The organism is Sporosarcina sp. NCCP-2716 (genome assembly GCF_023707985.1).
GTDB lineage: Bacteria > Bacillota > Bacilli > Bacillales_A > Planococcaceae > Sporosarcina.
Genome location: NZ_BRCF01000005.1, coordinates 17,776 through 37,253, shown reverse-complemented (window position 1 = coordinate 37,253; position 19,478 = coordinate 17,776). Strand labels below are relative to the sequence as shown.

Below are 19,478 nucleotides of genomic sequence, written 5' to 3'. Positions count from 1 at the left end.
CCCCTTTTCGATATCGATTGTCCTTCTAACCAATATACTTGAATCCAATGTTTATTTCCTCTTAAATCGACTGCGCGTGCTATAGTTGGTGGACAACAGTTCCAGAACGAAAGGATGATTGGATGAATTCACACACAGCGCTTCAAGAGACGTTCATACACGCAAGGAGCTATTTTCCGAGCCTCGGCAGTACATACGGCGGGCACCCTGTCCTGTTCTTCGATAATTCGGCGGGCGCGCAAGTTTCCAAGTTCGTCATCGACCGGGTGACGGATTATTATATCCACCGGAATGCCCAGAAAGGGACGATCTTCAAACGGACAGCGGATATGCAGCAGGTGATCGTCGACGCCCGCCAGCTCGCGGCGGACCTGATCGGCGCTGCGGACCACCGCGAAATCGCTTTCGGACAGAACGCGACGAACTTCTTCCATCTGTTCGCCCACCATCTCGGCCGCGATCTCGCGGCAGGCGATCATATCATCATCACGGAGGCAGATCACCACGCGAACGTCAATCCGTGGCTCGAACTCGCCGAACAGGGAATCCATGTCCACACGTGGCAGGTGGATGATGAAGGCAATCTCGACATGGCGCACTACCGGGAGCTGCTCGCCCTGAAGCCGAAAGTCGTCGCAGCCGGCTGGGCATCGAACGCGACCGGGACGATCCATCCGATGAAGGAGATCGCCTCCCTCGCCCATGCGGCAGGTGCATTCGTCGTCGCGGACGGCGTGCAGGCGGCTAGCCATATGGCGATAGACGTGAAAGAGGCGGATGTCGACTTTGCGGCGTTCTCGACGTACAAGATCTTCGGCCCACATATGGGATTCGGCTATTTCAACCGTGACCGGCTGGACCGGTTAGACGGATGGAAGATCGGCCGTGAGCTTATTGAGGACGCATACTTTTTCGAAGTCGGCTCCCAGAACCACGAAGGGATCGAAGGGTTCATCGGCTCGATGGAGTATTTGGCACAAGTGTACCGGGACGCGGAGCAGAATGGCCTGTCGCTTGCCGGCACCACGCTCAGCACTGCCCGTCCGAAACGGCAGGAACTCGCCGGCGCCATGCACTTCGCCCATCTGTACGAGCAGCAGCTCACCCGTCACTTCTTGGACCGTCTGGCTGAAATCGAAGGCGTCGTCCTGTATGGCAAAGGCGCTGCCTCGGCGGAGGAACGGCTCCCCGTCTTCTCGTTCAATATCGAAGGGATCGATACAGATGCCCTCGGCCACGCATTGAACAAAGCGGGCGTGGAGGCGCGGACCGGCAATTACCTCGCCATCCGGCTAATGGACCGTCTCGCCGGGGATTTCGGTGGGGGCGCCCTGCGCATCAGCCTCGTCCATTACAACACAATCGAAGAGATCGACAAATTCTTCGGCATCGTGAAGGACTGTCTGCACAAGCTGTCCCGCTGACGCATTCCATATGTGAAATGAAAAAAGAAAGTTCCGCTCCCCAAGTGAATCGGGAGGGAACTTTCTTTAGTAGCGTCCGCAGCATTTTTTGTATTTTTTCCCGCTGCCGCATGGGCACGGGTCGTTGCGTCCTATTTTGCCGGACGGCTGCACCGGTGCACCCGACTGCGGCGCTGAGTGCATGATGCCGAGCTGGTGCAGTTCCTGCGGAGTGAACCCGCGGTTTTCGATGAGCCGGACATTATTCGAAACGAGGACAGCTGCCGAAATGATCCGGTTGACACTTTCCTCCGCCAGCGGGCCGGCTTGGTCCATGAGACGGCTGACTGCATCCATGAAGTTCGCGTGCCAGACCGAGAGATTGTGCATGAATCCGTGCAGCATCCGGTCGATCTGAAGCTGCGGGATATGCTCTTGGAGGAACAGTTCCTCCAGCTGCTCGAGCTCCGGTGTCCTGTCATAATAACCGGCTTCGGCGTACCGGAGGAGCTGTTCTTTCGCCGGTTCGTAATACGGCTTGCCGGCGATCTCCTTGAAAAACAGATCGGGATCGATATGTGCGAGTTTCGGCCCGAGGAAATGGTTGTTCCTCACCAGGATGACGTCTTCCTGCAGACGCGATTCCAGCGCCGAAGAAGCGACTCGCTGCACTAGCTCCCCACCTGTCAGCGCCTTGCCGTTCTGCCTGCTGTATAATGACCCAACGTGATCCGCTTCGGTGAATCCGTACAGGTTCACCATCGCCCGGATGTACTGCTCCAGCTCTTTTTCTTCATCGGTCAGAGGAGCGGCGGGCTTTTCCCCGGTCTGCGCCTCGGCTTCTGCCTTCGGGGCTGACGGCGGAAGGCTTCCTGCGCCCTCTGAGCTGATTTCCGGATCCCGGTACGGATCGCTCACGATCTTGTGGTTCACGTGATCGATTTGATCCCAGTCGGTCTTCTGGTATTTAACCGACTTCAAACGCTGGTTGATGCGGTCTTTGTTATAAGGACGGTAGCCATTGCTGCGCGCCCAGGTGATCATATGGTCGTACTCGGGGTCGTCCGGGTTTGCGATCGTTTCGAGGAATGCCGCATAGCCCGGCGGTCCGCCGACGTCTTCCGGCGGCGCCTCCCCTTCCCCGTCGAGGAGTGTCGGGAAGCCGAAATGATAGTTTTCCACAATCGAATCCAGCTCGATGAGGAACCGCCAGCCGTCGCCCAGATCGTACTCATAGATCAGTTCGTTATGATTTTCAAGGATCTCGTCGATCTTCAGCCGCGTCGGCTGCTTCGGCGTGATGCCCGGCGTGCCTTTCAGTTCGTCCCGGCGGATAGGGTTATCCGTGATGCACAGCCCGTCCACGTTGATCTCGAAAAAGTGATACGGCGAGTCCGTATAGTAGCTCTGGAAATTCGTTACATCCTGGATGACGGAATGCAGCCGGTTGAACGTCGCGCCTTCAGGCATGATGACCCGGCGCCAGACCGGATGGGGCATGTCCAGCATGGTGAATGTTAAAATATAGGATTTCATACGTCACCTCAACTCGTACTTGGTAGATTGCACTTCAATAAGTGTACCATACCGCGTCAACTTGCCGGGCGCCCGTGTTCACTTCAGCAGGGCCTCGATGAGCAGCTGGATGAGCAGGCCGACGATGACGACCCGCAGCAGGATGCGCACATGCCGCGGATTCAGCCGTTCCGCAATACGAACCCCGATCTGCGCGCCGGACAGCGAGCCGATGACGAGCGCGAGCGCGACCGGCCAGATCACTTTTCCCATCGCAATGTAACTGACCGCCGCCCCGAAACCGCTCGAAAACGTCGCGAGCCGCATGAATCCGATGGCGCGTAAATAGGAGACTCGGAGATGGTTGAACAGGAACAGGAGCAGCGTCCCCTGCCCCGGCCCGAACAGCCCGTCATACAACCCGATGCCGAGCAGACCGGCAATCCCGCTCTTTCTCGGAGCAAGTGCGGCTTCTCCGCTGAAATCCGCCTTGGAGAGGAATGAAGTGAGGAAAGCGGCGATGAGCAGGAAGATGGCGATCTGGAACAGCAGCCGCTCGGGGATATGGGTCGCAATGAAACCGCCGAGCAGGCCGCCTGACAGCGAAACGGGCAGGATCCACCACGCTTCCCGGAAAGTGATCTGTTTTTTCATGAGCACGGTCAGGAATGTGGAGAACGAACTGATCGTTGTGGAAATCTTGCTCGCACCGATCGTCGAGTGGATCGGAATCCCCATCAGCAGCATCGCCGGCATCGTGATGAGCCCGCCGCCTCCTGCAAGCGTACCGAGCATCATGGCGACCATTGCAGTTATCGAAAGGAAAATGTATTCCATATGTTATCCACCTCTTTCTTCCTTCAGTATACGCCTCATCGCCTCATAAGTTAATTTGATAGATAGAAACGAACTTGATAAGTTTTCATTATAAAAGGGCCTCCTTTACGCGGGGGCCCTTGCTGTTATTCGGCTGTCGCACCTTTGCTGCTGCGCTCCGCCGCCTTCTTCTTGCGGACAGGGTACGATTTGCTGATGAACGGGATTTCGTCCACTCCGTGCATTTTGTTCGTATAGACCGCCATGACGAACAGGACGTTCGCCATCAGCTGGGCGAAATCAAACAGGATTTCCGGCACGTCCCGCTCGATTGAAACTTTGTGCAGCGCACGTACGGATTTCTTCGCTTCACTGCGGCAGACGTGGAGAACCGTTGCTGCATGGGTGCCTTGTGGCAGAACGAACTGCTCCACCAGTTCACCGAGCTCGCCGACATAATCGTCGTACAAATCACTCAGCTGCTGCAGATCTGCCGGCGTGATCGCGAGTTTGCCGCGGACCGAACCGTTCAGATGATACGCAAGCGGCTGCAGCCAGCGCAAGTCCGTCTGCACTTTTTCAATGTCTTCTGTAAGCGAAAGCGCTTCGCCGATCCGGGTCGTCAGCGAGTCCGTCCGGATTTCAAAGTCAACCGTCGACGCCGCTTCTCTCATGAACGGATAGCAAATGTACCGCATGTCTTTTTTCATCATTCATCCTTCTTTCCTGATGGATTGGTCTTCTGGGTAGTATAGCATACTGCTAGTTTGGCCGTTGACATCTTCCCGAGCGGCCGCTACAGTTGAAACAGTATTCAGATATCGGAAAGAGTACGGATCTGACTCAAGACAGGAGGGAATCCATGCTGACATCACAACAGCTTCATGCAATACAGCAGCTGCAGCAAACGTGCGAACAGCACGATGGAATTGAATTGAAATTGAATTGGGACATGCTGAAAAACCGGGAAGGTACAGCAGAAGATTTCTTCGTCTGGCAGGAGGAGGAGCTCGTTGCCTACTTGGCCTTATACGCGTTCGGATCTACAGTGGAAGTGTGCGGGATGGTGAAGCCATCTGAACGGAGACAAGGGCACTTCACTGCTTTATGGAAGGAAGCAAAAGCAGCAGTAGCTGAGCGCGGATTCCGGAAAGTGCTGCTGAATGCCCCGGGCGCCTCTGAATCGGCGAAGGGATGGCTCACCGGGCAGCCGTGTACATACGAGTTCTCCGAGTTCCATATGCAATGGAAGGAACAGGCGCTGGAAGAGGGATACGACATTACGATGCGATTGTCGGAACCTCGCGATAAACCATTCGAAGTCGCACTCGACGCCGAAGCCTTCTCCCTGACGCTGGCAGACGCGGAAGACTATTATGACCAGCGGCTGACGAGAGAGGACGAACGCCGCTACATCATCGAGACCAACGGCAGGCCTGCGGGCAAAATCCGCGTCGCGCGTGCGGACAGCAAGTCCTACCTATCCGGGTTCGCGATTTCTTCAGCACTGCGCGGTCAGGGAATCGGCGGTCAGGCACTCCGCTGGGCCGTCCAGCAGGAAGCCCCTACAGGAAACGCGATCTGCCTGGACGTCGAAACCCGGAATGCCAACGCACTGAAACTGTATGAACGGATCGGTTTCATCCGCAAACAGCAGCAGGACTACTACGAGCTCCCCTTGTGAGGTGCCTGTGCGTCACACAATTCGAACACTATTCAAAATATTAGAACTTTTAATGCTCGAACAGCCTGTGCCGTTGACTTGGCGCGGGCTGTTTTCATTTCAGTCAACCCTCGATCTGCATCCACATCATCAGCAGGTACGCTCCGATTTGCAACGTGCTGCCTGCAATTGCCCAAATGGCTGAGATCATGAAACAGAAGGATGTGTTTCCTGATATCACGTCACGCCGCCGAATAATACGGTTTCCAGCGACGAGGGCGAAGCCGAATAGTATACTGATCAGCATGATTCGGACAACTGTGTAAAATGTGAGCGGAAATAGCGGAAAATGATCGGTGAGAAAATAGCCGAGCTGCTGTCCGTATCCCAGTAAGAACGAAGCAGTTACGAATGCAATGCTGACTGCTATCTTGGAATACTGCATTCGTGAGCCTTCCACTCTTTTTGGTGCGATCACTCCTCCCCCGCCCCTTTCAGCGGAAGGATCGGGTGCGATTCAGTGTAAAGATCGCCGCCCCATCTGCCGTTCGATACGCTTGTGCACGCTTCATCGTCACACGTGAATCCATACGCCTGCTGGTCGGTGACGACGGTGATTTCATAGTTGTGAATCGAGGCCGGATTGCCGCTGTTGTACCGATCGACACCCTGTTTTACAGCATAGACGGTCTCTTTTTCGGTAATTCCCTTATATTGCGGACTGTCAAGCACCATCATCGTCATTTCGCCGAGTATCGCCTGGTCTTCGAGATTCGGTGAGAAGGACCGGTATGTGGACCGGTCAACCGCCAAGTATGCATTGAGGAGAAGGCTTGCGAACAGCACGAGCGACAGGACGATCGTTGACTTTTTCATGGTAGAAACACTCCTTTTCGGATGAATTCACCGGGATGACGTACTCCTCACATTTTTATCTTCCACCTCGCGGATCGGGGTGAACCCTGACTTCTTCACGAGCTGCTGCCCTTCATCCGACAGCATCCAATCAATGAACCGTTCGGCATCCGGGTGCTCCGTCCCGGCAGTCACCGCGCAGATCTCAGCGGTGTACGGATACTTCCCGGATCTGATTTCCTTGTCCCCGGGTGCTACCCCATCCACCGCCAGCAGCTTGACCTTCCGTTCATCGGCAAATGGCTGGACCGTGTTCCGATAAGAATACCCGAGCGCATTCCGCTCATTCCGGTATTCGGACAGCTCACGGACAATGCCGTTCGAGAACTCGGAGATGGGCTCGGTCGGCGGGGCAGCGAACGCTGTTCCATCCATAATCCGTTCCATCTCCTGCTGGCTGCGGCTGTCCGGCTTGCGCTGATAGGCGATGATCGGCTTTTCACGCCCGCCAATATCGCTCCATTCTGTTTTCTTCCCGGCGTATATCGCTTGAATGTCCGCTTCGGTCAGATCGGAAACGGGATTGCTTTGGTTGACGTAAAAGACAAACGCCTCCTTCGCAATCGGTGTCACCTTGAGCGTAACGCCTGCTTGTTCTGCTTTTTTCAGCTGCTCAGCAGTCGGCGGCGGTCCGAAAATGATATCCCGCTCCCCCGTGATAATCCGGTGGTAGGCATATCTCGGATGCTCCTCCAGCACTATGCCGTCCCCTGTAAACCCTGTATAGTCGTTTTCCGGATAAACCTCCCGGACAAATGACGCCACGATCGGGTACGCATCTGTCGCGCTGTCCAGCTTTGGGAGCGGCTCTGTAAGACGGAGCGACGCTGGAGCATCGAGTTTCGCCGCTGCCGTATGAGGAGCGAACGATTCGTAATTTAACGGGTCTGCCTGCTCCGGCACTCTCGACAACGATTCTTCATGCCAATGGGTGGCGGGTGCATATCCGGTAATGAGCAGCGCAGCCGCCGAAATTGCGAGGAAGGCCGCCGTCCGCTTTTTTGTAGTGAAATAGTTTTTCAACAGCAGAGTGAGACCTGTTATTACGATCGCCGGCACCGTGAGGAGGAACGGAATCGCAAATGCAGATCCGTTCAATACAGCAATCACCATGGCAAACATTGAAAACAATATAGTGGCAGCAGATATCAGGAAAGCGAGATAACCTAGGAAAGCACCCATTTCTAAAACCTCCGATTAGTATCTTATAGTGTATTATTACACTATAAGTTCAAATGGTCAATATGTTTCTGAAGTTAATTAGCTGAAGGACTCCCCCGTGGCGAGAGGGGGGTGCTGGCTGGGGAGTCGTCTCCGTTAATGTGAATCGGCCAAACGCGGGGAGTTACCGGCCAAGCGGAGCGTGGAATCGGACAAATGCCGTGATGAATCGGCCAAATGTCCTCAACTATCGGCCAGATGGATGAATTAATCGGCAATCAGACACAACTCACGCTAAAAAAACATCCGCACGCGGCGGATGTTTTTGATATTTCCCTATTTACATGAACATGCCGGCGATTGTGCCGCTCATGAGGTTGGCGAGCGTGCCGGCGATGACGGCTTTGAAGCCGAGTTTCGCTACGACTGCGCGCTGGTTGTCGGCGAACGCGGTCATGCTGGCAATCAGGATGCCGAGCGAGCCGATGTTCGCGAAGCCGCACAGCGAGAACGTCAGGATGGCGACGGTCTTCTCGGACAGGACGTCGATCATCGGCTGGAACGCCGTGAAGGCGACCATTTCGTTCAGAATCACTTTCTGGCCGAGAAGGTTTCCTGCGGTCATCGCTTCCGACCATGGAACACCCATGACGAAGGCGAGCGGCGAGAAGACGTACCCGAGAATCTGTTCGAGTGAGATGTCAGGGTGTCCGAACCAGCCGCCGATGCCGCCGAGGATCCCGTTTACCATTGCAAGCAGCGAGATGAAGGCGATGAGCATGGCGATAATGAGACCTGCCATCTTGAGACCTTCCGCGGCACCTTTCGTGACCGCATCGATCGCTCCCGGTTTAACGCCGCCTTCACCGATCAGTTCTTTCGGCGCTTCGTCGACAGCATTGACCGGCACTTCCGTTTCCGGAATCAGGATTTTCGCGAACACGAGGCCCGCCGGTGCAGCCATGAAACTGGCAGATAGCAAGTAGTTGATCGGGATGCCGAGCGCTGCATAGGCGAGCATCGTACCGCCCGCGACGGAGGCGAGTCCGCCGACCATGACCGCGAACAGTTCGGAACGGGTCAAGGTCTTGATGTATGGCTTGATGATGACCGGCGCTTCTTGCAGTCCGAGGAAGATGTTGGACGCCGCTGTCAGCGACTCCGGCTTGCTCGTACCGAGGAGTTTCGCAAGACCTCCCCCGATGATCTTAACGAAAAACTGCATGATGCCGAAATGATACAGCAAAGAAATGAGCGCCGTAACGAAGATCGCCATGGCAGCAACACGGATCCCAAAGATGAACCCTGTCGGTGCCGATGAATCTGCAAGACTGCCGAAGACGAAGGCAAGTCCTTCATTGCCGTAATGGATAATATTCTGAATACCGCCTGAAAACTTCTCGATGACGGCACGGCCGCCCGAAGACTTCAAGACGAGATAGCCAAACAGGATCTGCATAACAACCCCAATGCCGACAACGCGGTAGTTGATCTTCCGTTTGTTATCGGACAGCAAAAACGCAATGAACAGGATGACGAGGCATCCGAGCAATCCAGTGAGTATATTCATCAGTAACTCCTCTTGTAAATGGAATATGAAACTATGTGTAATCGGTTACACATAACTTACCACAGAGCATTTAGGAGCGTCAATAACTAATATGTGACATACTATTAAAGCCGTCTTGAATGATTCCCCTAGTATTGGTATATTTGTGTAAACGATCACACAAGAGGAGCTGTCACCATGGCGACAATCAAAGACGTAAGCAAGCTGGCGGGAGTATCCGTCGCAACTGTGTCCCGCTACTTGAACAAAAATGGGTACGTCAGCAAGGAAGCAGAACTCGCAATCGCTGAAGTGATCGAGAAACTGAATTACCGTCCGAATACAATCGCCCGCAGCCTCGCCGGCAAGAAGACGGCGACGGTCGGCCTAATGGTGCCGGACATCCTGAATCCGTTCTTCCCCGAACTTGCGCGTGCAATCGAGGACGCCGCGAATACATACGGGTACACGGTCATGCTGTGCAACACGGACAATGACCCGGCAAAAGAGCAGCGCTATATCGAAACGCTGCTGCATAAGCAGGTGGACGGTATTATCATTTCGTCGTATACGATCCAGCCCGGACACTTGAGCGGCCTGCAGAAAGCCGGGATTCCGGTCGTCCTGCTCGATAATGTGTTCTCGAGCGACTCCGTTGTGTCGCTCACCGTGGAGAACAAGAGAGGCGGCGAACTGGCGGCTGAGCATCTGCTGGAACTCGGCTGCCGCAAGATCGCACATATTTGCGGGCCGCTGTCGATCACTTCTTCCCGGGACCGCACAGCCGGTTTCGAAGCCGTCAGCGCCGGCACGGACTGGTTCACGCCTAGCTTGATCGGCTACAGCGACTTCACCGTCAGCGGCGGATATCGCACGATGAAAAAACTGCTCGCCGACCATCCGGATCTCGACGGTGTCTTCGCGAGCAATGACCTTATGGCGGCAGGCGCCTTGAAAGCACTCTCGGAAGCCGGTCGCTGCGTTCCGGAGGACGTCAAAGTCATCGGATTCGACGGCATCGGCCTTGAAATGCTGTCGCCTGAGCTGTCGACGATCGCCCAGCCGATCTATGAGCTCGGCAAGACGGCGATGGACGTCCTCGTGGCATTGATCGGCAAGGAGACAGGCATCGAAACGGACCAGGTCTTCCCCGTTACGCTGACCGCGAAACAGTCGACTGTCGGATGAAACACCAAAAAGGAGCTCCCTCATCTAAAGAGGAAGCTTCTTTTTGCGTGATCCGAATTCCATCAGCGCCGACAGCAGCACACCGACCAGCAGGCCGTTGCTGATGAGCGGCTGCAGCAGGACAGGAAACCCGCTGAACGTGTCAGCCGGGACATTCAGGATACTGAGGCCGACGAGCAGCGGGATCGTGAGCCGGTAGAGCGACATCGATTCGAACGGCAGACTGCGGAGATTGCGAACAGCGGTGCCGAACAGCTGGACGTACGCGACGAACAGGACGGCATCGCCGACGGTCTCGGGCAGTCCCGAAAAGAAGCCGCCGAGCGCCGGCACGAGACCGAGGACGGCAAACAGCACGCTGCCGAGCACGAACGGACCGCGCTCATAGATCTTCGTGCTCTGCAGGAACCCGATTGACGACGAATACGGACCGAACGGCACGAGGCCGAACAGGCCGGCCGCCACCGTACCGGCACCCGTCACGAAATATGATGCCGTGAACCGCAGCTTCCCCGTCCGTTCCCTGTACAGCTTCTCGACCGTTGAGATTGCGACGAGCGAGTTCGCCATGTTGATGAGCCCGGCGGCGAATGCTGTGATCAGGATGCCGGCATGCACGTGCACACCCCCGAGCGGGAACAGCCGGAACAGGGATCCGCCGCCTGTGACCGGGGATTCATTTCCAAAGAACAAAACGTAGCCGATCCAGCCGCCGAGCATCCCGATGAGCACCGAAAAGTTGGCAATGCTCCCCTTTCCCGCTGTGCACATGAGGAGGACAGCTGCGACAATCACAAGTGACAGCACGCCGACCGGTATGTTGACTGCCCCACCTTCTGCGATTCCGAGCATCCCTTTGAAGAAGATGAAAATCAGCTGGACGGACAGCAGGAACAGGTAGACCGTCAGCACGACAGGATTGAAGATGCGCTGGAGCAGCCCGGTGAATCCGACAGCGCCGAGCACAGCCGTGACGACTCCGGCGAGCAGCATGCCGAGCGCGAGGCTGCCGCCGAGTTCAGCATACGTCACGCCCATCGCGGGTGCGGATGCACACAGACTGAGCACGAGCCCCCACCAGATTCCACCGTGCCCCTCGAGCATCGGGTAGCGGTGTCCGAACAGCGCCTGCGCCAGGCTGACGAGCCCTGTCACGACGAACGATGTCCGGATGATGCCGGCAGTCGCCACATCGGTCAGTCCGAACGCCTGACTGACTGACAGCGGCACGACAACCGTATTGACGACCATGAAAAACAGCCATTGGATGCCTGCGAGAGACAATTTCGGAGCGGATAAACGAGGCATGATAATTCCTGCTTTCTTTGTAAAATCGCTGGTAAATGAAGAAGAGCCCGGCGCCATTTCGGCCAGACTCTCCATCCGATCATTTCCCTAACGTATCGACGAGCATGCGGATGAACCGCTCCCGGTCAACGCCGACACAGACGTCGACATTCGGCTCTTTCTTGTGCCAGTTCGTGAAATCGCACACCGTCTGGCCGTCGCACAGATCACTGTTCGTCTCGATATCGACGTAATACTTCTTCGTCTCAACGAGAGATCGATCGAGCGCCGCGCCGACAGCGAGCGGATCGTGCATTGCACACGCCTGCTTGCCGTTCCGGCTGAAGTAATGGTTCATGTAATGGACGGTCGCTTCTTCTATGAAATCACGTGCAGCGCCGGGACGGATCGCTTCGACGTCCGCTTTCGTCAGCAGCGTCTGGGACGTCACGTCGAGGCCGACCATCGTGATCGGGATGCCCGAATGGACGACGATCTTCGCCGCTTCCGGATCGATGTACATGTTATATTCCGCTGTCGGCGTAATGTTGCCGCGGTGGTCGAACGCCCCACCCATGATGACGAGCTCCTTCAGCCACTCCTTCAGCCGCGGTTCCTTGCGGATGGCAAGCGCCATGTTCGTCAGCGGCGCGAGCAGAATGACCGTAATCTCCCCCGGATGCTGCTTCGCCTGTTCGATGATGAAGTCCGGTGCAAATCCTTCATCCCGGATCTCCACTTCCATATCACGGAGCGCCCCGCCGATCCCGTCATTGCCGTGTACACTCACTTCAAAATACGGATCGCGCAGCAGCGGACGTGCCGCTCCCTGTACGACTTTCAGATCATCCCGACCGAGCAGTTTCGTAATCTTACGCGTGTTGCGCGTCGCCTGGTCAAGCGACGTATTGCCGTTCACCGTCGTGATGCCGAGAATGTCGGCCATCCCGCTTTTTTCCGCGAGCAGAATTCCGATTGCGTCGTCAATGCCCGTATCTACGTCGATTATCACTTTTTTCATGCCTGTCCCGCCTTTCCGGTTTGTAAAAGTTCAAGGATGCAGTGGAGCCCGGCTGCAGCGCCGTGTTTCAAAGCATCGAGGTTCACATGGTACTGGGCGTTGTGCCACGGGAAATTCTCCTTATCTGATGAACCCGTCCCCCAGTACATGAACACCGACGGCACTTCTTTCGCGACGACCGAGAAATCATCGCCGCTCATATACGGGTGTTCATTGACCGCAACCGTCCCTTCCCCAAAAGTTTCTGTCAATGAAACCGTCAGGGCCGCTGTGAGCGCAGGGTCATTCCAGCTTGCCGGATAGCCCTTGCTGTACGTGTATTCGTACGTGCCGCCCCAGAATTCCGTGACGGACTTGAGCAGCGCTTCCAGTTTGGATATGATGTCCTCCTGCGTTTCCGTCCGGATCGTCCGCACGGTGCCGCTCAGGTCGACCCGGCCGCACAACACGTTCGATGCCGTCCCGCCGCTGATCGTGCCGAATGTGATGACGGCATGATCGAGCGGGGATGTCTGGCGGGAGACGATGGACTGCACGCCCGTCACAAACTGGCCGGCCATTGCGATCGCATCGATGCCCTGCTGGGGTGCCGCTGCGTGGCCGCCTTTGCCGATCAGCGATACATAGACGCGGTCCGTATTCGCGAGCATGTAACCGGGTTTCATCTCGAAGACGCCGGGCTTCAAATACGGATTCGTATGCAGGCAGAGCGCTGCGTCGACGGCTGGATTCTCGAGGATCCCTTCTTCGATCATCGGCTTGGCGCCGCCCGGCTGTGCCTCTTCCGTCGGCTGGAACATGATCTTGACGGTCCCCTGCCATTCGGATCGGTGTTCTTTCAGGATTGTCAGGATGGCAAGTCCGATCGTCGTATGCGCATCATGGCCGCATGCGTGCATGACACCCGGGTTCAGCGAACTGTAGTCGAGACCGGTATCTTCCTCGATCGGCAGCGCGTCGATATCACAGCGCATGAGCACTGTCCGCCCCGGCGCCGAACCCGTGATCTGCGCGCAGACTCCTGTATCGGCCATCGCTTTATGTTCGATGCCGATCCGGTCCAGTTCCTGCTGGATGAACCGCTGCGTGCCGACTTCTTCCTTGCTCAGTTCCGGGTGCTGGTGCAGATGCTTGTAAGTGCTGCGGAGGTACGGGTCGAGCCGTTCTTCAATCCATTTAACAGTGATCGTTTCCATTGCCATCATTCCCTTCCGTTCAAATCAGTTCAGTCCAATTCAATCCAATTCAGTTCAGTTCTTCCCGGTACGGCATGCCGTCCTGCGCGCCGAATTTCGTGACCGCACGGGCCGCCACCCGGGTTGCGAACCTGGTCATTTCTGCGAGTGTCCGCTGTTCTGCAGCCGCCACAGCGAGCGCCCCGTTGTAGGCATCCCCCGCGCCCGTCGTATCGACCGCTTCGACCATTTCCGCCGGCGTGATCACCAGGCTGCCGTCATCCAGGAACGCGCTGCCGCGTGAACCGAGCGTGACAATGAGCTTATGGCGATAGGCCGCCTCCCACTCGATCATCAGCGCTTCCAGCTCGTTGTCCGACGTAAACGACCGCTCCGCAAGCATCGCGAATTCCGTCTCATTCGGCGTCAGATAGTCGACGAGTTTCAGAAGTTCGCCGGAAAGCGTCTGGGCAGGTGCCGGATTCAGGATCGTCGTGACATTATGATGCCGAGCAATTTCCATCACCCGGTGCACCGTCTCAACCGGAATCTCCAACTGGGCAAGCACAACATCCGCCCCCCCGATCAGCGCCTCGACCTCCGGCGTGATCTTATCAGGCGTCAGCGAATAATTCGCCCCCGGCACGACGACGATGCAGTTATCGTGCGCTACGTGGAAAATATCCGCGATTCCGGTCTTCACTTCCGCAGCCCGTCCGATATGGGCGGTATTCACCTGGTTCTTCTCCATCTGTTCAAGCAGCGTACTGCCGAATTCATCCTTGCCGACCGCACCGACCATCGTCACGTCACCGCCGAGCCGCGCCGCGCTCACCGCCTGGTTCGCGCCTTTACCGCCAGGCATGTAACTCACACTCTCGCCGAGGATCGTCTCACCGATCTGCGGCAGACGGTCTGTCGAAATGATAATATCCATATTTAAACTGCCGACTACGACAATACGTTTGCTCATGTAGGTATCCCCTATTTCAAGTAGTAGGTTGCTTCACGTAAACTCCGATGTGTAACCGATTACACATCCTCAGAATATCATACCGCATCGATCACATCAACGGAATCTTCATTTTAGCCGGCTCCCGTTTTCCGGACGGTACCTGTGCGTAACACAATTCAGGTACTATTCGGAATCGTCTCCAAGTTGTGTGACGCACAGGTACTGGTTTTCTGGTTTTCTGGTTTTCTGGTTTTCTGGTTTTCTGGTTTTCTGGTTTTCTGGTTTCCTGGTTTTCCGGTTTTCTGGTTTCCCGAATGTCCAGGCGCCGGGGTGTCTGCGGGCATATACTGCGGGGTACACGGAGGAGGCGCCTTGCATGAAGCTGTTACTGGTGATTATTCTCGGCATCGCTGCCAACTTGGATAACTTGGGGATCGGACTGGCGTATGGCATCCAGAAGACGAAAATCCCGCTGCGTTCGAACGTGACGATCGCTGCCATTTCGATGGCTGTCACGTGTTTCGCGATGCTTGCGGGCGACCGGATCGCGTCGGTCATCTCACCCGAAACCGCGGATTGGATCGGCGGCCTGCTGCTGTGCGGGATCGGCGTCTGGATGCTGTGCCAGCCGCAATTCGGGCAAGTGAGCACGTATGAAGACGCCGCCGTCGCGGATACGGATGGCGACCGGGTCATATCCGTGCGGGAGGCTGTGCCGCTCGGGTTCGTCCTCGCTGCGAACTGTCTCGCCGCCGGGTTCGGCATGGGGGTCAGCGGCAGCTCTATGGCCGGAACCGTCTTGTCGGTCGGCTTCTTTTCGTTCATCACGATCGGGGGCAGCCACCGGTTCGGCCTGCTGCTTGCCGAGACGTGGATCGGCAAGTATCCCGCCGCGATCGCCGGCGGCCTGCTCGTGCTGATCGGTTTTGCTGAAATCGTCATATGAGCCATCTGGGTCCGCGGTTATCCGGCCGCACAGAAAAGCCCGCTTCTGCATAATCGCAGAAATGCGGGCTTTTGCCGTTCAATTCAATTTCAGCGCCTGCCGGATCGTCTCCCACATGACGGCGTAGCCCCGGCTCGTCGGATGCGGACTGTCCGTTTCCATCAGGTCGGAGTAGGACACGTCCGGATGCTCCGCGAGGTAGGTGTTCATCCCGTCAAACTGGGAGATGAAAAGATAGCCCTTTTCTAGACTGATCCGTTTCAATACGTTATTGATGCTCTCCGGGGCGAACCGGTAATTGGCGATCGCATTGACGGAAGGCGGCGGCGCCATGACGACGAGGAGTTCGGACTGTGCATCAGCTTTCTCAAGCAGTTTCCGGACGGTCCGTTCATAGTCTTCCAGGCTGCCGATGAGCCGGTCGTTCGTGCCGATCATGACGAAGACGACATCCTCGTCCGGCTTCAGCAGCAGATCCGCCCGCTCAAGCGCCCATTTCGCCGTCTTCCCGCTCACGCCGGCATTGAAGAAGTCGATGTCACCGGGTTGGCCGAACTCGGGCTGCTGCACATACCGCCGGAATGCATTCGCCCATGAATCGGCTTCCGCGGAAGCTTCCCGGTACACGTACGCACCGTCTTTCAAGATGATGCGTGCATCCTCCGGCACGCTGAAACCATCCGCTCCCATACCTGCGGAAATGCTGTCGCCGATCAGCTTTACCGACGTCACCCGCCCGCTGTTCAGCTTCAATGCCAGTTTATCGGATGAAGCCGGCAGTGCCTTCGTCACCCGGTCCATCTCGGCCCGGTAGAGGAGGACCGCAAACTCGCCCCGCTTCAGCAGATCGTCCGTGCCGTACGCTTCCGCTGATTTGCCTTTTGTAATGCCGGCCGCCACAAGACCGGCTACAGCGCGGCTGTACCGCGAGTTCACGTCACGGAATGCAAGATTCCCGCCATCCGCTTCGAGTGCATAAGCCTCTTCGTTGCTCAGCATCAGCGCCATTTCGCCGCGTCTGACCGGTTCTTCAAAGCCGAAATACCCAGGACGCTTGCCTTGGATGATCCCCGCCCGCTTCAGCGCGGCCACTGCCTGACCTGCCCGCGATGGGACGTCCGAAAACTCCCGATCACCGGGGGCCGGCATCGGCAGCCGCAGTGCCCTCGCCAATATGACTGCTGCACTGCCTCTTGTGATTTGCTGATCCGTTCCGAATAAATTCGGGGCAACCCCGTTCGTAAATTGCTGGTTCGTAAGATAATGGACCGCTTCCGCGTAGGCCGGCGAGACATCGCGAAATTCATCGGCTGCAGCATAATGCGGAATGACCGCCGCCAGCAGCACGACCGCCGCTATCCCTGTGCCCCAGCGCTTCAGCAAAGTTTTGATCGTCTTCAATTTTCGTTCCCCCTGTATCTCGATTGACTGCCCTTTATAGGAAATATCGGCAGCCGTCCGGCGGTCTGAACAGCTCCTGTTGAATCAGCCGGATGGATCTTCATCCAAAAGCCACTTATAGGCCTTTCATCCTGTGTACTTTCTGGATTTCATCAGATAAAATAGACTCATCAAGCAGTGGAGGTTGAACTAGATGAGCTGGTCTGTTATTGGCATTATTGTCCTTTTAGTCACATGGGGATTCACAAAATCGGTTTTGCTCGGAGTTCTTCTCCTAGCGGCATGCCTCATCCTGAAAGTAACCTTCACTGCATATCGAAAACGCACTGTCAGGTCAGCGAAACGGCTGGGTGGATCTCCCGTTTCCCAGCAGCAATTCAGAGCTGCAGAGCTAGAACGGATCCGGAGTTTACGGGAATCCGGTCTGTTGACGGAAGACGAACTTACCGTTCAGAACAGGCTCCTGTCGTACAAATCACACAGTTCGTTCAGCTGACCGAACTCATACATATTACGTAAAGCCGGCCTCCCAGAAGGAAGCCGGCTTTTTTCATTCCACTAATTATCACTCGGGATCCGCTGCCGGAGTTTCACCACGCAGCATGCTTTCGAGCGCGAGTTTCACTGTGCCATAATAGCGTTTGCCCGCCAGATCCACGCCGGAGTCCGCGATTTTCCTGGCGAGTTCCGGCCTCATTCCAGTCGAGATGACCTCGACACCCATCAGGCCGAGCGCCCCTTCGATCTGCTGCAGGGAACGGAGGACATGGTCGTCGACAGCGGCGAGTCCCGAGAAGTCCGCGATAGTGCAGCTGACATTCAAAGCGGCGATCCGCGGCAGGACCTTTTCCATGATTGCGGAGGCCCGTTCGTCGGTGATCCGGCCGATGAACGGTATGATGACGATGCCGTCGTAGACCGGGACGAGAGGAGCAGACAGTTCTGCGAGCTCCTCTTCGGTATCCGACTTGTAGAGTTCGGACAGCCGCTCGAACGCATAATATGTTTCGCTCAGACTGTAGTCGAGCACCCGGTTCATCAGCTTCACTGCCTGCGCGTAGTCGGACAGCGAGACATCCAATTCCTCCCCGATTTCCACCAGCAAGTCCACTAGCGCCTCCCGGGACGGCGGATAACGGTCAGCGATGACGGAGATCGATCCGTTATGCTTCGTCTGCATCGCTGCGTTGGCACGGCTCCACTGCAGTAATGACTCAGGGATACTCAGTACACCCGTCCGCATCATTTCCGCCAGCGTCTTCCAGAATTCCACGTACATCCCGTGAGCCTGCCGCTTTTCATCTTCCGGAATTTCATCCGGCAGCACTTCGCAGACGCGCTCAACTATCTCTGCTGCCAGGTCTTCGGCATGGTCGGTAAAGTACTGGATCATTTGCTCGTTTCTTTCCATTCGTCTCACACCCTGTCAATTTCTTGCTATCAGTATACAGCAACGAACGGCGGATGTCCTCTTTTCCTGCGCCAGGTTCTTGGCTTAAATCCGCCCCATCTGGGTACAGTGACTGTATGCGCAACCTATGAAAGAAGGGAATTTCACATGACCTATGACTGTGCCATCATCGGCGGCGGTCCGGCCGGGCTGAATGCAGCTCTCGTGCTCGGGCGCTGCCGCCGCCATGTCGTGCTGTTCGATAACGACGACGCCCGCAACCACGTCGTCCGGGAATCGCACGGCTTCCTGACGCGTGACGGGATCTGTCCGTCCGAGCTCCGGCGCCTCGCTCACGAAGAACTGGCGGCCTATCCGTCCGTCGAGCTGCATCAGGACAAAGTCACCGCAGTCAAACGTCTGACGGAGACCCATTACGAAGTGACGACAGCATCCGCCCTCAGCTTCCGGTGCACGAAGATCCTGCTCGCAACCGGCCTGAAAGACGAACAGCCGAACGTCCCGGGCATCGAGCGGTTCTACGGCACGAGCCTGTTCAGCTGCCCGTACTGCGACGGCTGGGAAGTCCGGGATAAGCCGCTCGCCGTCATCGCCGACAAGAACGTCGCGAAACTCGCAAAGGAAGTCTTCACATGGAGCCGCGACCTGATTGTCTTTACGAACGGCGAAGGGCGGCTTGAACTGGATGAACGCGAACTGCTCGAATCCTACGGCATCCAAGTCGTCGAAGACATCATTTCAGGGCTCGAAGGGAGGGACGGCCAGCTCGAGCGCGTGCGCCTCGAGGACGGCACCCTCATCGACCGCTCCTTCGGCTTCGTCACACCGCTCTGGTCGCACGGCGATCACTTCGCGGAATCGCTCGGCTGTGAACTTAACGAATATGGCGGTATAAAGACCGACGAATACGGCAGGACGAATGTCTGGAACGTCTATGCAGCCGGCGACACCGCGAATATCGTCCCTGCTCAGCTCATCGTCGCCGCCGGCAGCGGGAGCGCCGCCGCCATCGGCATCAACGGCGACCTGACGAATGAATTCTTCGGTAAGCCGCTGCCGAAATGAAACCAAG

The 19,478-nt window shown here is 56.5% G+C and carries 18 protein-coding genes; 5 read left to right on the top strand and 13 right to left on the bottom strand.

What is annotated here, in order from left to right; translation table 11 throughout:
- The first annotated feature begins 122 nt into the window (after nucleotides 1–122).
- Complete coding sequence (locus NFU03_RS08770; RefSeq protein WP_251637942.1) at nucleotides 123–1,424, top strand: aminotransferase class V-fold PLP-dependent enzyme; 1,302 nt, start codon at nucleotides 123–125, stop codon at nucleotides 1,422–1,424.
- A 66-nt stretch (nucleotides 1,425–1,490) separates the two neighbouring features.
- Here NFU03_RS08770 and NFU03_RS08765 read toward each other — a convergent pair whose 3' ends face one another.
- From NFU03_RS08765 to NFU03_RS08755, 3 genes are all read right to left on the bottom strand, one after another.
- Nucleotides 1,491–2,939, bottom strand: a complete 1,449-nt coding sequence (locus NFU03_RS08765) for an IS1096 element passenger TnpR family protein (protein WP_251637940.1) — start codon at nucleotides 2,937–2,939, stop codon at nucleotides 1,491–1,493.
- A gap of 78 nt (nucleotides 2,940–3,017) precedes the next feature.
- On the bottom strand, nucleotides 3,018–3,755 hold the full coding sequence (locus NFU03_RS08760) for a sulfite exporter TauE/SafE family protein (RefSeq protein WP_251637938.1): 738 nt from the start codon (nucleotides 3,753–3,755) through the stop codon (nucleotides 3,018–3,020).
- A gap of 125 nt (nucleotides 3,756–3,880) precedes the next feature.
- Complete coding sequence (locus NFU03_RS08755) at nucleotides 3,881–4,444, bottom strand: hypothetical protein (RefSeq protein WP_251637936.1); 564 nt, start codon at nucleotides 4,442–4,444, stop codon at nucleotides 3,881–3,883.
- A 152-nt stretch (nucleotides 4,445–4,596) separates the two neighbouring features.
- Between NFU03_RS08755 and NFU03_RS08750 the strand changes: the two genes are divergently transcribed.
- On the top strand, nucleotides 4,597–5,418 hold the full coding sequence (locus NFU03_RS08750) for a GNAT family N-acetyltransferase (RefSeq protein ID WP_251637934.1): 822 nt from the start codon (nucleotides 4,597–4,599) through the stop codon (nucleotides 5,416–5,418).
- Nucleotides 5,419–5,521: 103 nt separating this feature from the next.
- On the opposite strand, the gene NFU03_RS08745 is transcribed toward NFU03_RS08750, so the two are convergent.
- The 4 genes from NFU03_RS08745 to NFU03_RS08730 all read right to left on the bottom strand — a co-directional run bounded on the left by NFU03_RS08745 (nucleotide 5,522) and on the right by NFU03_RS08730 (nucleotide 9,043).
- The gene (locus NFU03_RS08745; RefSeq protein WP_251637932.1) at nucleotides 5,522–5,875 is read right to left on the bottom strand and encodes a hypothetical protein; all 354 of its coding nucleotides are present in this window, start codon (nucleotides 5,873–5,875) and stop codon (nucleotides 5,522–5,524) included.
- Entirely contained in the window at nucleotides 5,872–6,273 is a 402-nt protein-coding gene (locus tag NFU03_RS08740; RefSeq protein WP_251637930.1) for a hypothetical protein, read from the bottom strand. The genes NFU03_RS08745 and NFU03_RS08740 overlap by 4 nt, the downstream gene beginning before the upstream one ends.
- Nucleotides 6,274–6,300: 27 nt before the next feature.
- Nucleotides 6,301–7,494: a substrate-binding domain-containing protein gene (locus NFU03_RS08735; RefSeq protein WP_251637928.1), complete on the bottom strand. Its 1,194-nt coding sequence runs from the start codon at nucleotides 7,492–7,494 to the stop codon at nucleotides 6,301–6,303.
- 319 nt (nucleotides 7,495–7,813) lie between these two features.
- Nucleotides 7,814–9,043 (bottom strand): NupC/NupG family nucleoside CNT transporter, encoded by a 1,230-nt coding sequence (locus NFU03_RS08730; protein WP_251637925.1) that lies wholly within the window; start codon nucleotides 9,041–9,043, stop codon nucleotides 7,814–7,816.
- A 177-nt stretch (nucleotides 9,044–9,220) separates the two neighbouring features.
- On the opposite strand from NFU03_RS08730, the gene NFU03_RS08725 reads away from it, so the two are divergent.
- Nucleotides 9,221–10,210, top strand: a complete 990-nt coding sequence (locus NFU03_RS08725; protein ID WP_251637923.1) for a LacI family DNA-binding transcriptional regulator — start codon at nucleotides 9,221–9,223, stop codon at nucleotides 10,208–10,210.
- 24 nt (nucleotides 10,211–10,234) lie between these two features.
- On the opposite strand, the gene NFU03_RS08720 is transcribed toward NFU03_RS08725, so the two are convergent.
- The 4 genes from NFU03_RS08720 to rbsK all read right to left on the bottom strand — a co-directional run bounded on the left by NFU03_RS08720 (nucleotide 10,235) and on the right by rbsK (nucleotide 14,666).
- Nucleotides 10,235–11,518, bottom strand: a complete 1,284-nt coding sequence (locus NFU03_RS08720) for a uracil/xanthine transporter (protein WP_251637921.1) — start codon at nucleotides 11,516–11,518, stop codon at nucleotides 10,235–10,237.
- 79 nt (nucleotides 11,519–11,597) lie between these two features.
- Nucleotides 11,598–12,518: a nucleoside hydrolase gene (locus NFU03_RS08715; protein ID WP_251637919.1), complete on the bottom strand. Its 921-nt coding sequence runs from the start codon at nucleotides 12,516–12,518 to the stop codon at nucleotides 11,598–11,600.
- Nucleotides 12,515–13,714 carry a M20 metallopeptidase family protein gene (locus NFU03_RS08710; RefSeq protein WP_251637917.1) on the bottom strand — a complete coding sequence of 400 codons (1,200 nt, stop codon included), beginning with the start codon at nucleotides 13,712–13,714 and terminating at the stop codon, nucleotides 12,515–12,517. Before NFU03_RS08710 ends, NFU03_RS08715 begins: the two co-directional genes overlap by 4 nt.
- 49 nt (nucleotides 13,715–13,763) lie before the next feature.
- Nucleotides 13,764–14,666: a ribokinase gene (gene rbsK / locus NFU03_RS08705; protein WP_251637915.1), complete on the bottom strand. Its 903-nt coding sequence runs from the start codon at nucleotides 14,664–14,666 to the stop codon at nucleotides 13,764–13,766.
- Between the two features lie 358 nt (nucleotides 14,667–15,024).
- Between rbsK and NFU03_RS08700 the strand changes: the two genes are divergently transcribed.
- Nucleotides 15,025–15,594, top strand: a complete 570-nt coding sequence (locus NFU03_RS08700) for a manganese efflux pump (RefSeq protein WP_251637913.1) — start codon at nucleotides 15,025–15,027, stop codon at nucleotides 15,592–15,594.
- Nucleotides 15,595–15,672: 78 nt separating this feature from the next.
- Here the strand turns inward: NFU03_RS08700 and NFU03_RS08695 are convergent, their stop codons facing one another.
- Both NFU03_RS08695 and NFU03_RS08690 read right to left on the bottom strand, forming a co-directional pair.
- A complete protein-coding gene (locus tag NFU03_RS08695; RefSeq protein ID WP_251637911.1) occupies nucleotides 15,673–16,995 on the bottom strand; it encodes an S-layer homology domain-containing protein in 1,323 nt (440 codons plus the stop codon).
- Between the two features lie 565 nt (nucleotides 16,996–17,560).
- A complete protein-coding gene (locus tag NFU03_RS08690) occupies nucleotides 17,561–18,406 on the bottom strand; it encodes an STAS domain-containing protein (RefSeq protein WP_251637909.1) in 846 nt (281 codons plus the stop codon).
- A gap of 147 nt (nucleotides 18,407–18,553) precedes the next feature.
- Between NFU03_RS08690 and NFU03_RS08685 the strand changes: the two genes are divergently transcribed.
- Complete coding sequence (locus NFU03_RS08685; protein ID WP_251637907.1) at nucleotides 18,554–19,471, top strand: NAD(P)/FAD-dependent oxidoreductase; 918 nt, start codon at nucleotides 18,554–18,556, stop codon at nucleotides 19,469–19,471.
- Nucleotides 19,472–19,478 lie beyond the last annotated feature (7 nt).

What these genes read in the sequence shown, in the direction of transcription:
- NFU03_RS08770 (WP_251637942.1), top strand. Translation starts at nt 123, where the DNA reads ATGAATTCACACACAGCGCTTCAAGAGACGTTCATACACGCAAGGAGC.
- NFU03_RS08765 (WP_251637940.1), bottom strand. Translation starts at nt 2,939, where the DNA reads ATGAAATCCTATATTTTAACATTCACCATGCTGGACATGCCCCATCCG.
- NFU03_RS08760 (WP_251637938.1), bottom strand. Translation starts at nt 3,755, where the DNA reads ATGGAATACATTTTCCTTTCGATAACTGCAATGGTCGCCATGATGCTC.
- NFU03_RS08755 (WP_251637936.1), bottom strand. Translation starts at nt 4,444, where the DNA reads ATGAAAAAAGACATGCGGTACATTTGCTATCCGTTCATGAGAGAAGCG.
- NFU03_RS08750 (WP_251637934.1), top strand. Translation starts at nt 4,597, where the DNA reads ATGCTGACATCACAACAGCTTCATGCAATACAGCAGCTGCAGCAAACG.
- NFU03_RS08740 (WP_251637930.1), bottom strand. Translation starts at nt 6,273, where the DNA reads ATGAAAAAGTCAACGATCGTCCTGTCGCTCGTGCTGTTCGCAAGCCTT.
- NFU03_RS08735 (WP_251637928.1), bottom strand. Translation starts at nt 7,494, where the DNA reads ATGGGTGCTTTCCTAGGTTATCTCGCTTTCCTGATATCTGCTGCCACT.
- NFU03_RS08730 (WP_251637925.1), bottom strand. Translation starts at nt 9,043, where the DNA reads ATGAATATACTCACTGGATTGCTCGGATGCCTCGTCATCCTGTTCATT.
- NFU03_RS08725 (WP_251637923.1), top strand. Translation starts at nt 9,221, where the DNA reads ATGGCGACAATCAAAGACGTAAGCAAGCTGGCGGGAGTATCCGTCGCA.
- NFU03_RS08720 (WP_251637921.1), bottom strand. Translation starts at nt 11,518, where the DNA reads ATGCCTCGTTTATCCGCTCCGAAATTGTCTCTCGCAGGCATCCAATGG.
- NFU03_RS08715 (WP_251637919.1), bottom strand. Translation starts at nt 12,518, where the DNA reads ATGAAAAAAGTGATAATCGACGTAGATACGGGCATTGACGACGCAATC.
- NFU03_RS08710 (WP_251637917.1), bottom strand. Translation starts at nt 13,714, where the DNA reads ATGGAAACGATCACTGTTAAATGGATTGAAGAACGGCTCGACCCGTAC.
- rbsK (WP_251637915.1), bottom strand. Translation starts at nt 14,666, where the DNA reads ATGAGCAAACGTATTGTCGTAGTCGGCAGTTTAAATATGGATATTATC.
- NFU03_RS08700 (WP_251637913.1), top strand. Translation starts at nt 15,025, where the DNA reads ATGAAGCTGTTACTGGTGATTATTCTCGGCATCGCTGCCAACTTGGAT.
- NFU03_RS08690 (WP_251637909.1), bottom strand. Translation starts at nt 18,406, where the DNA reads ATGGAAAGAAACGAGCAAATGATCCAGTACTTTACCGACCATGCCGAA.
- NFU03_RS08685 (WP_251637907.1), top strand. Translation starts at nt 18,554, where the DNA reads ATGACCTATGACTGTGCCATCATCGGCGGCGGTCCGGCCGGGCTGAAT.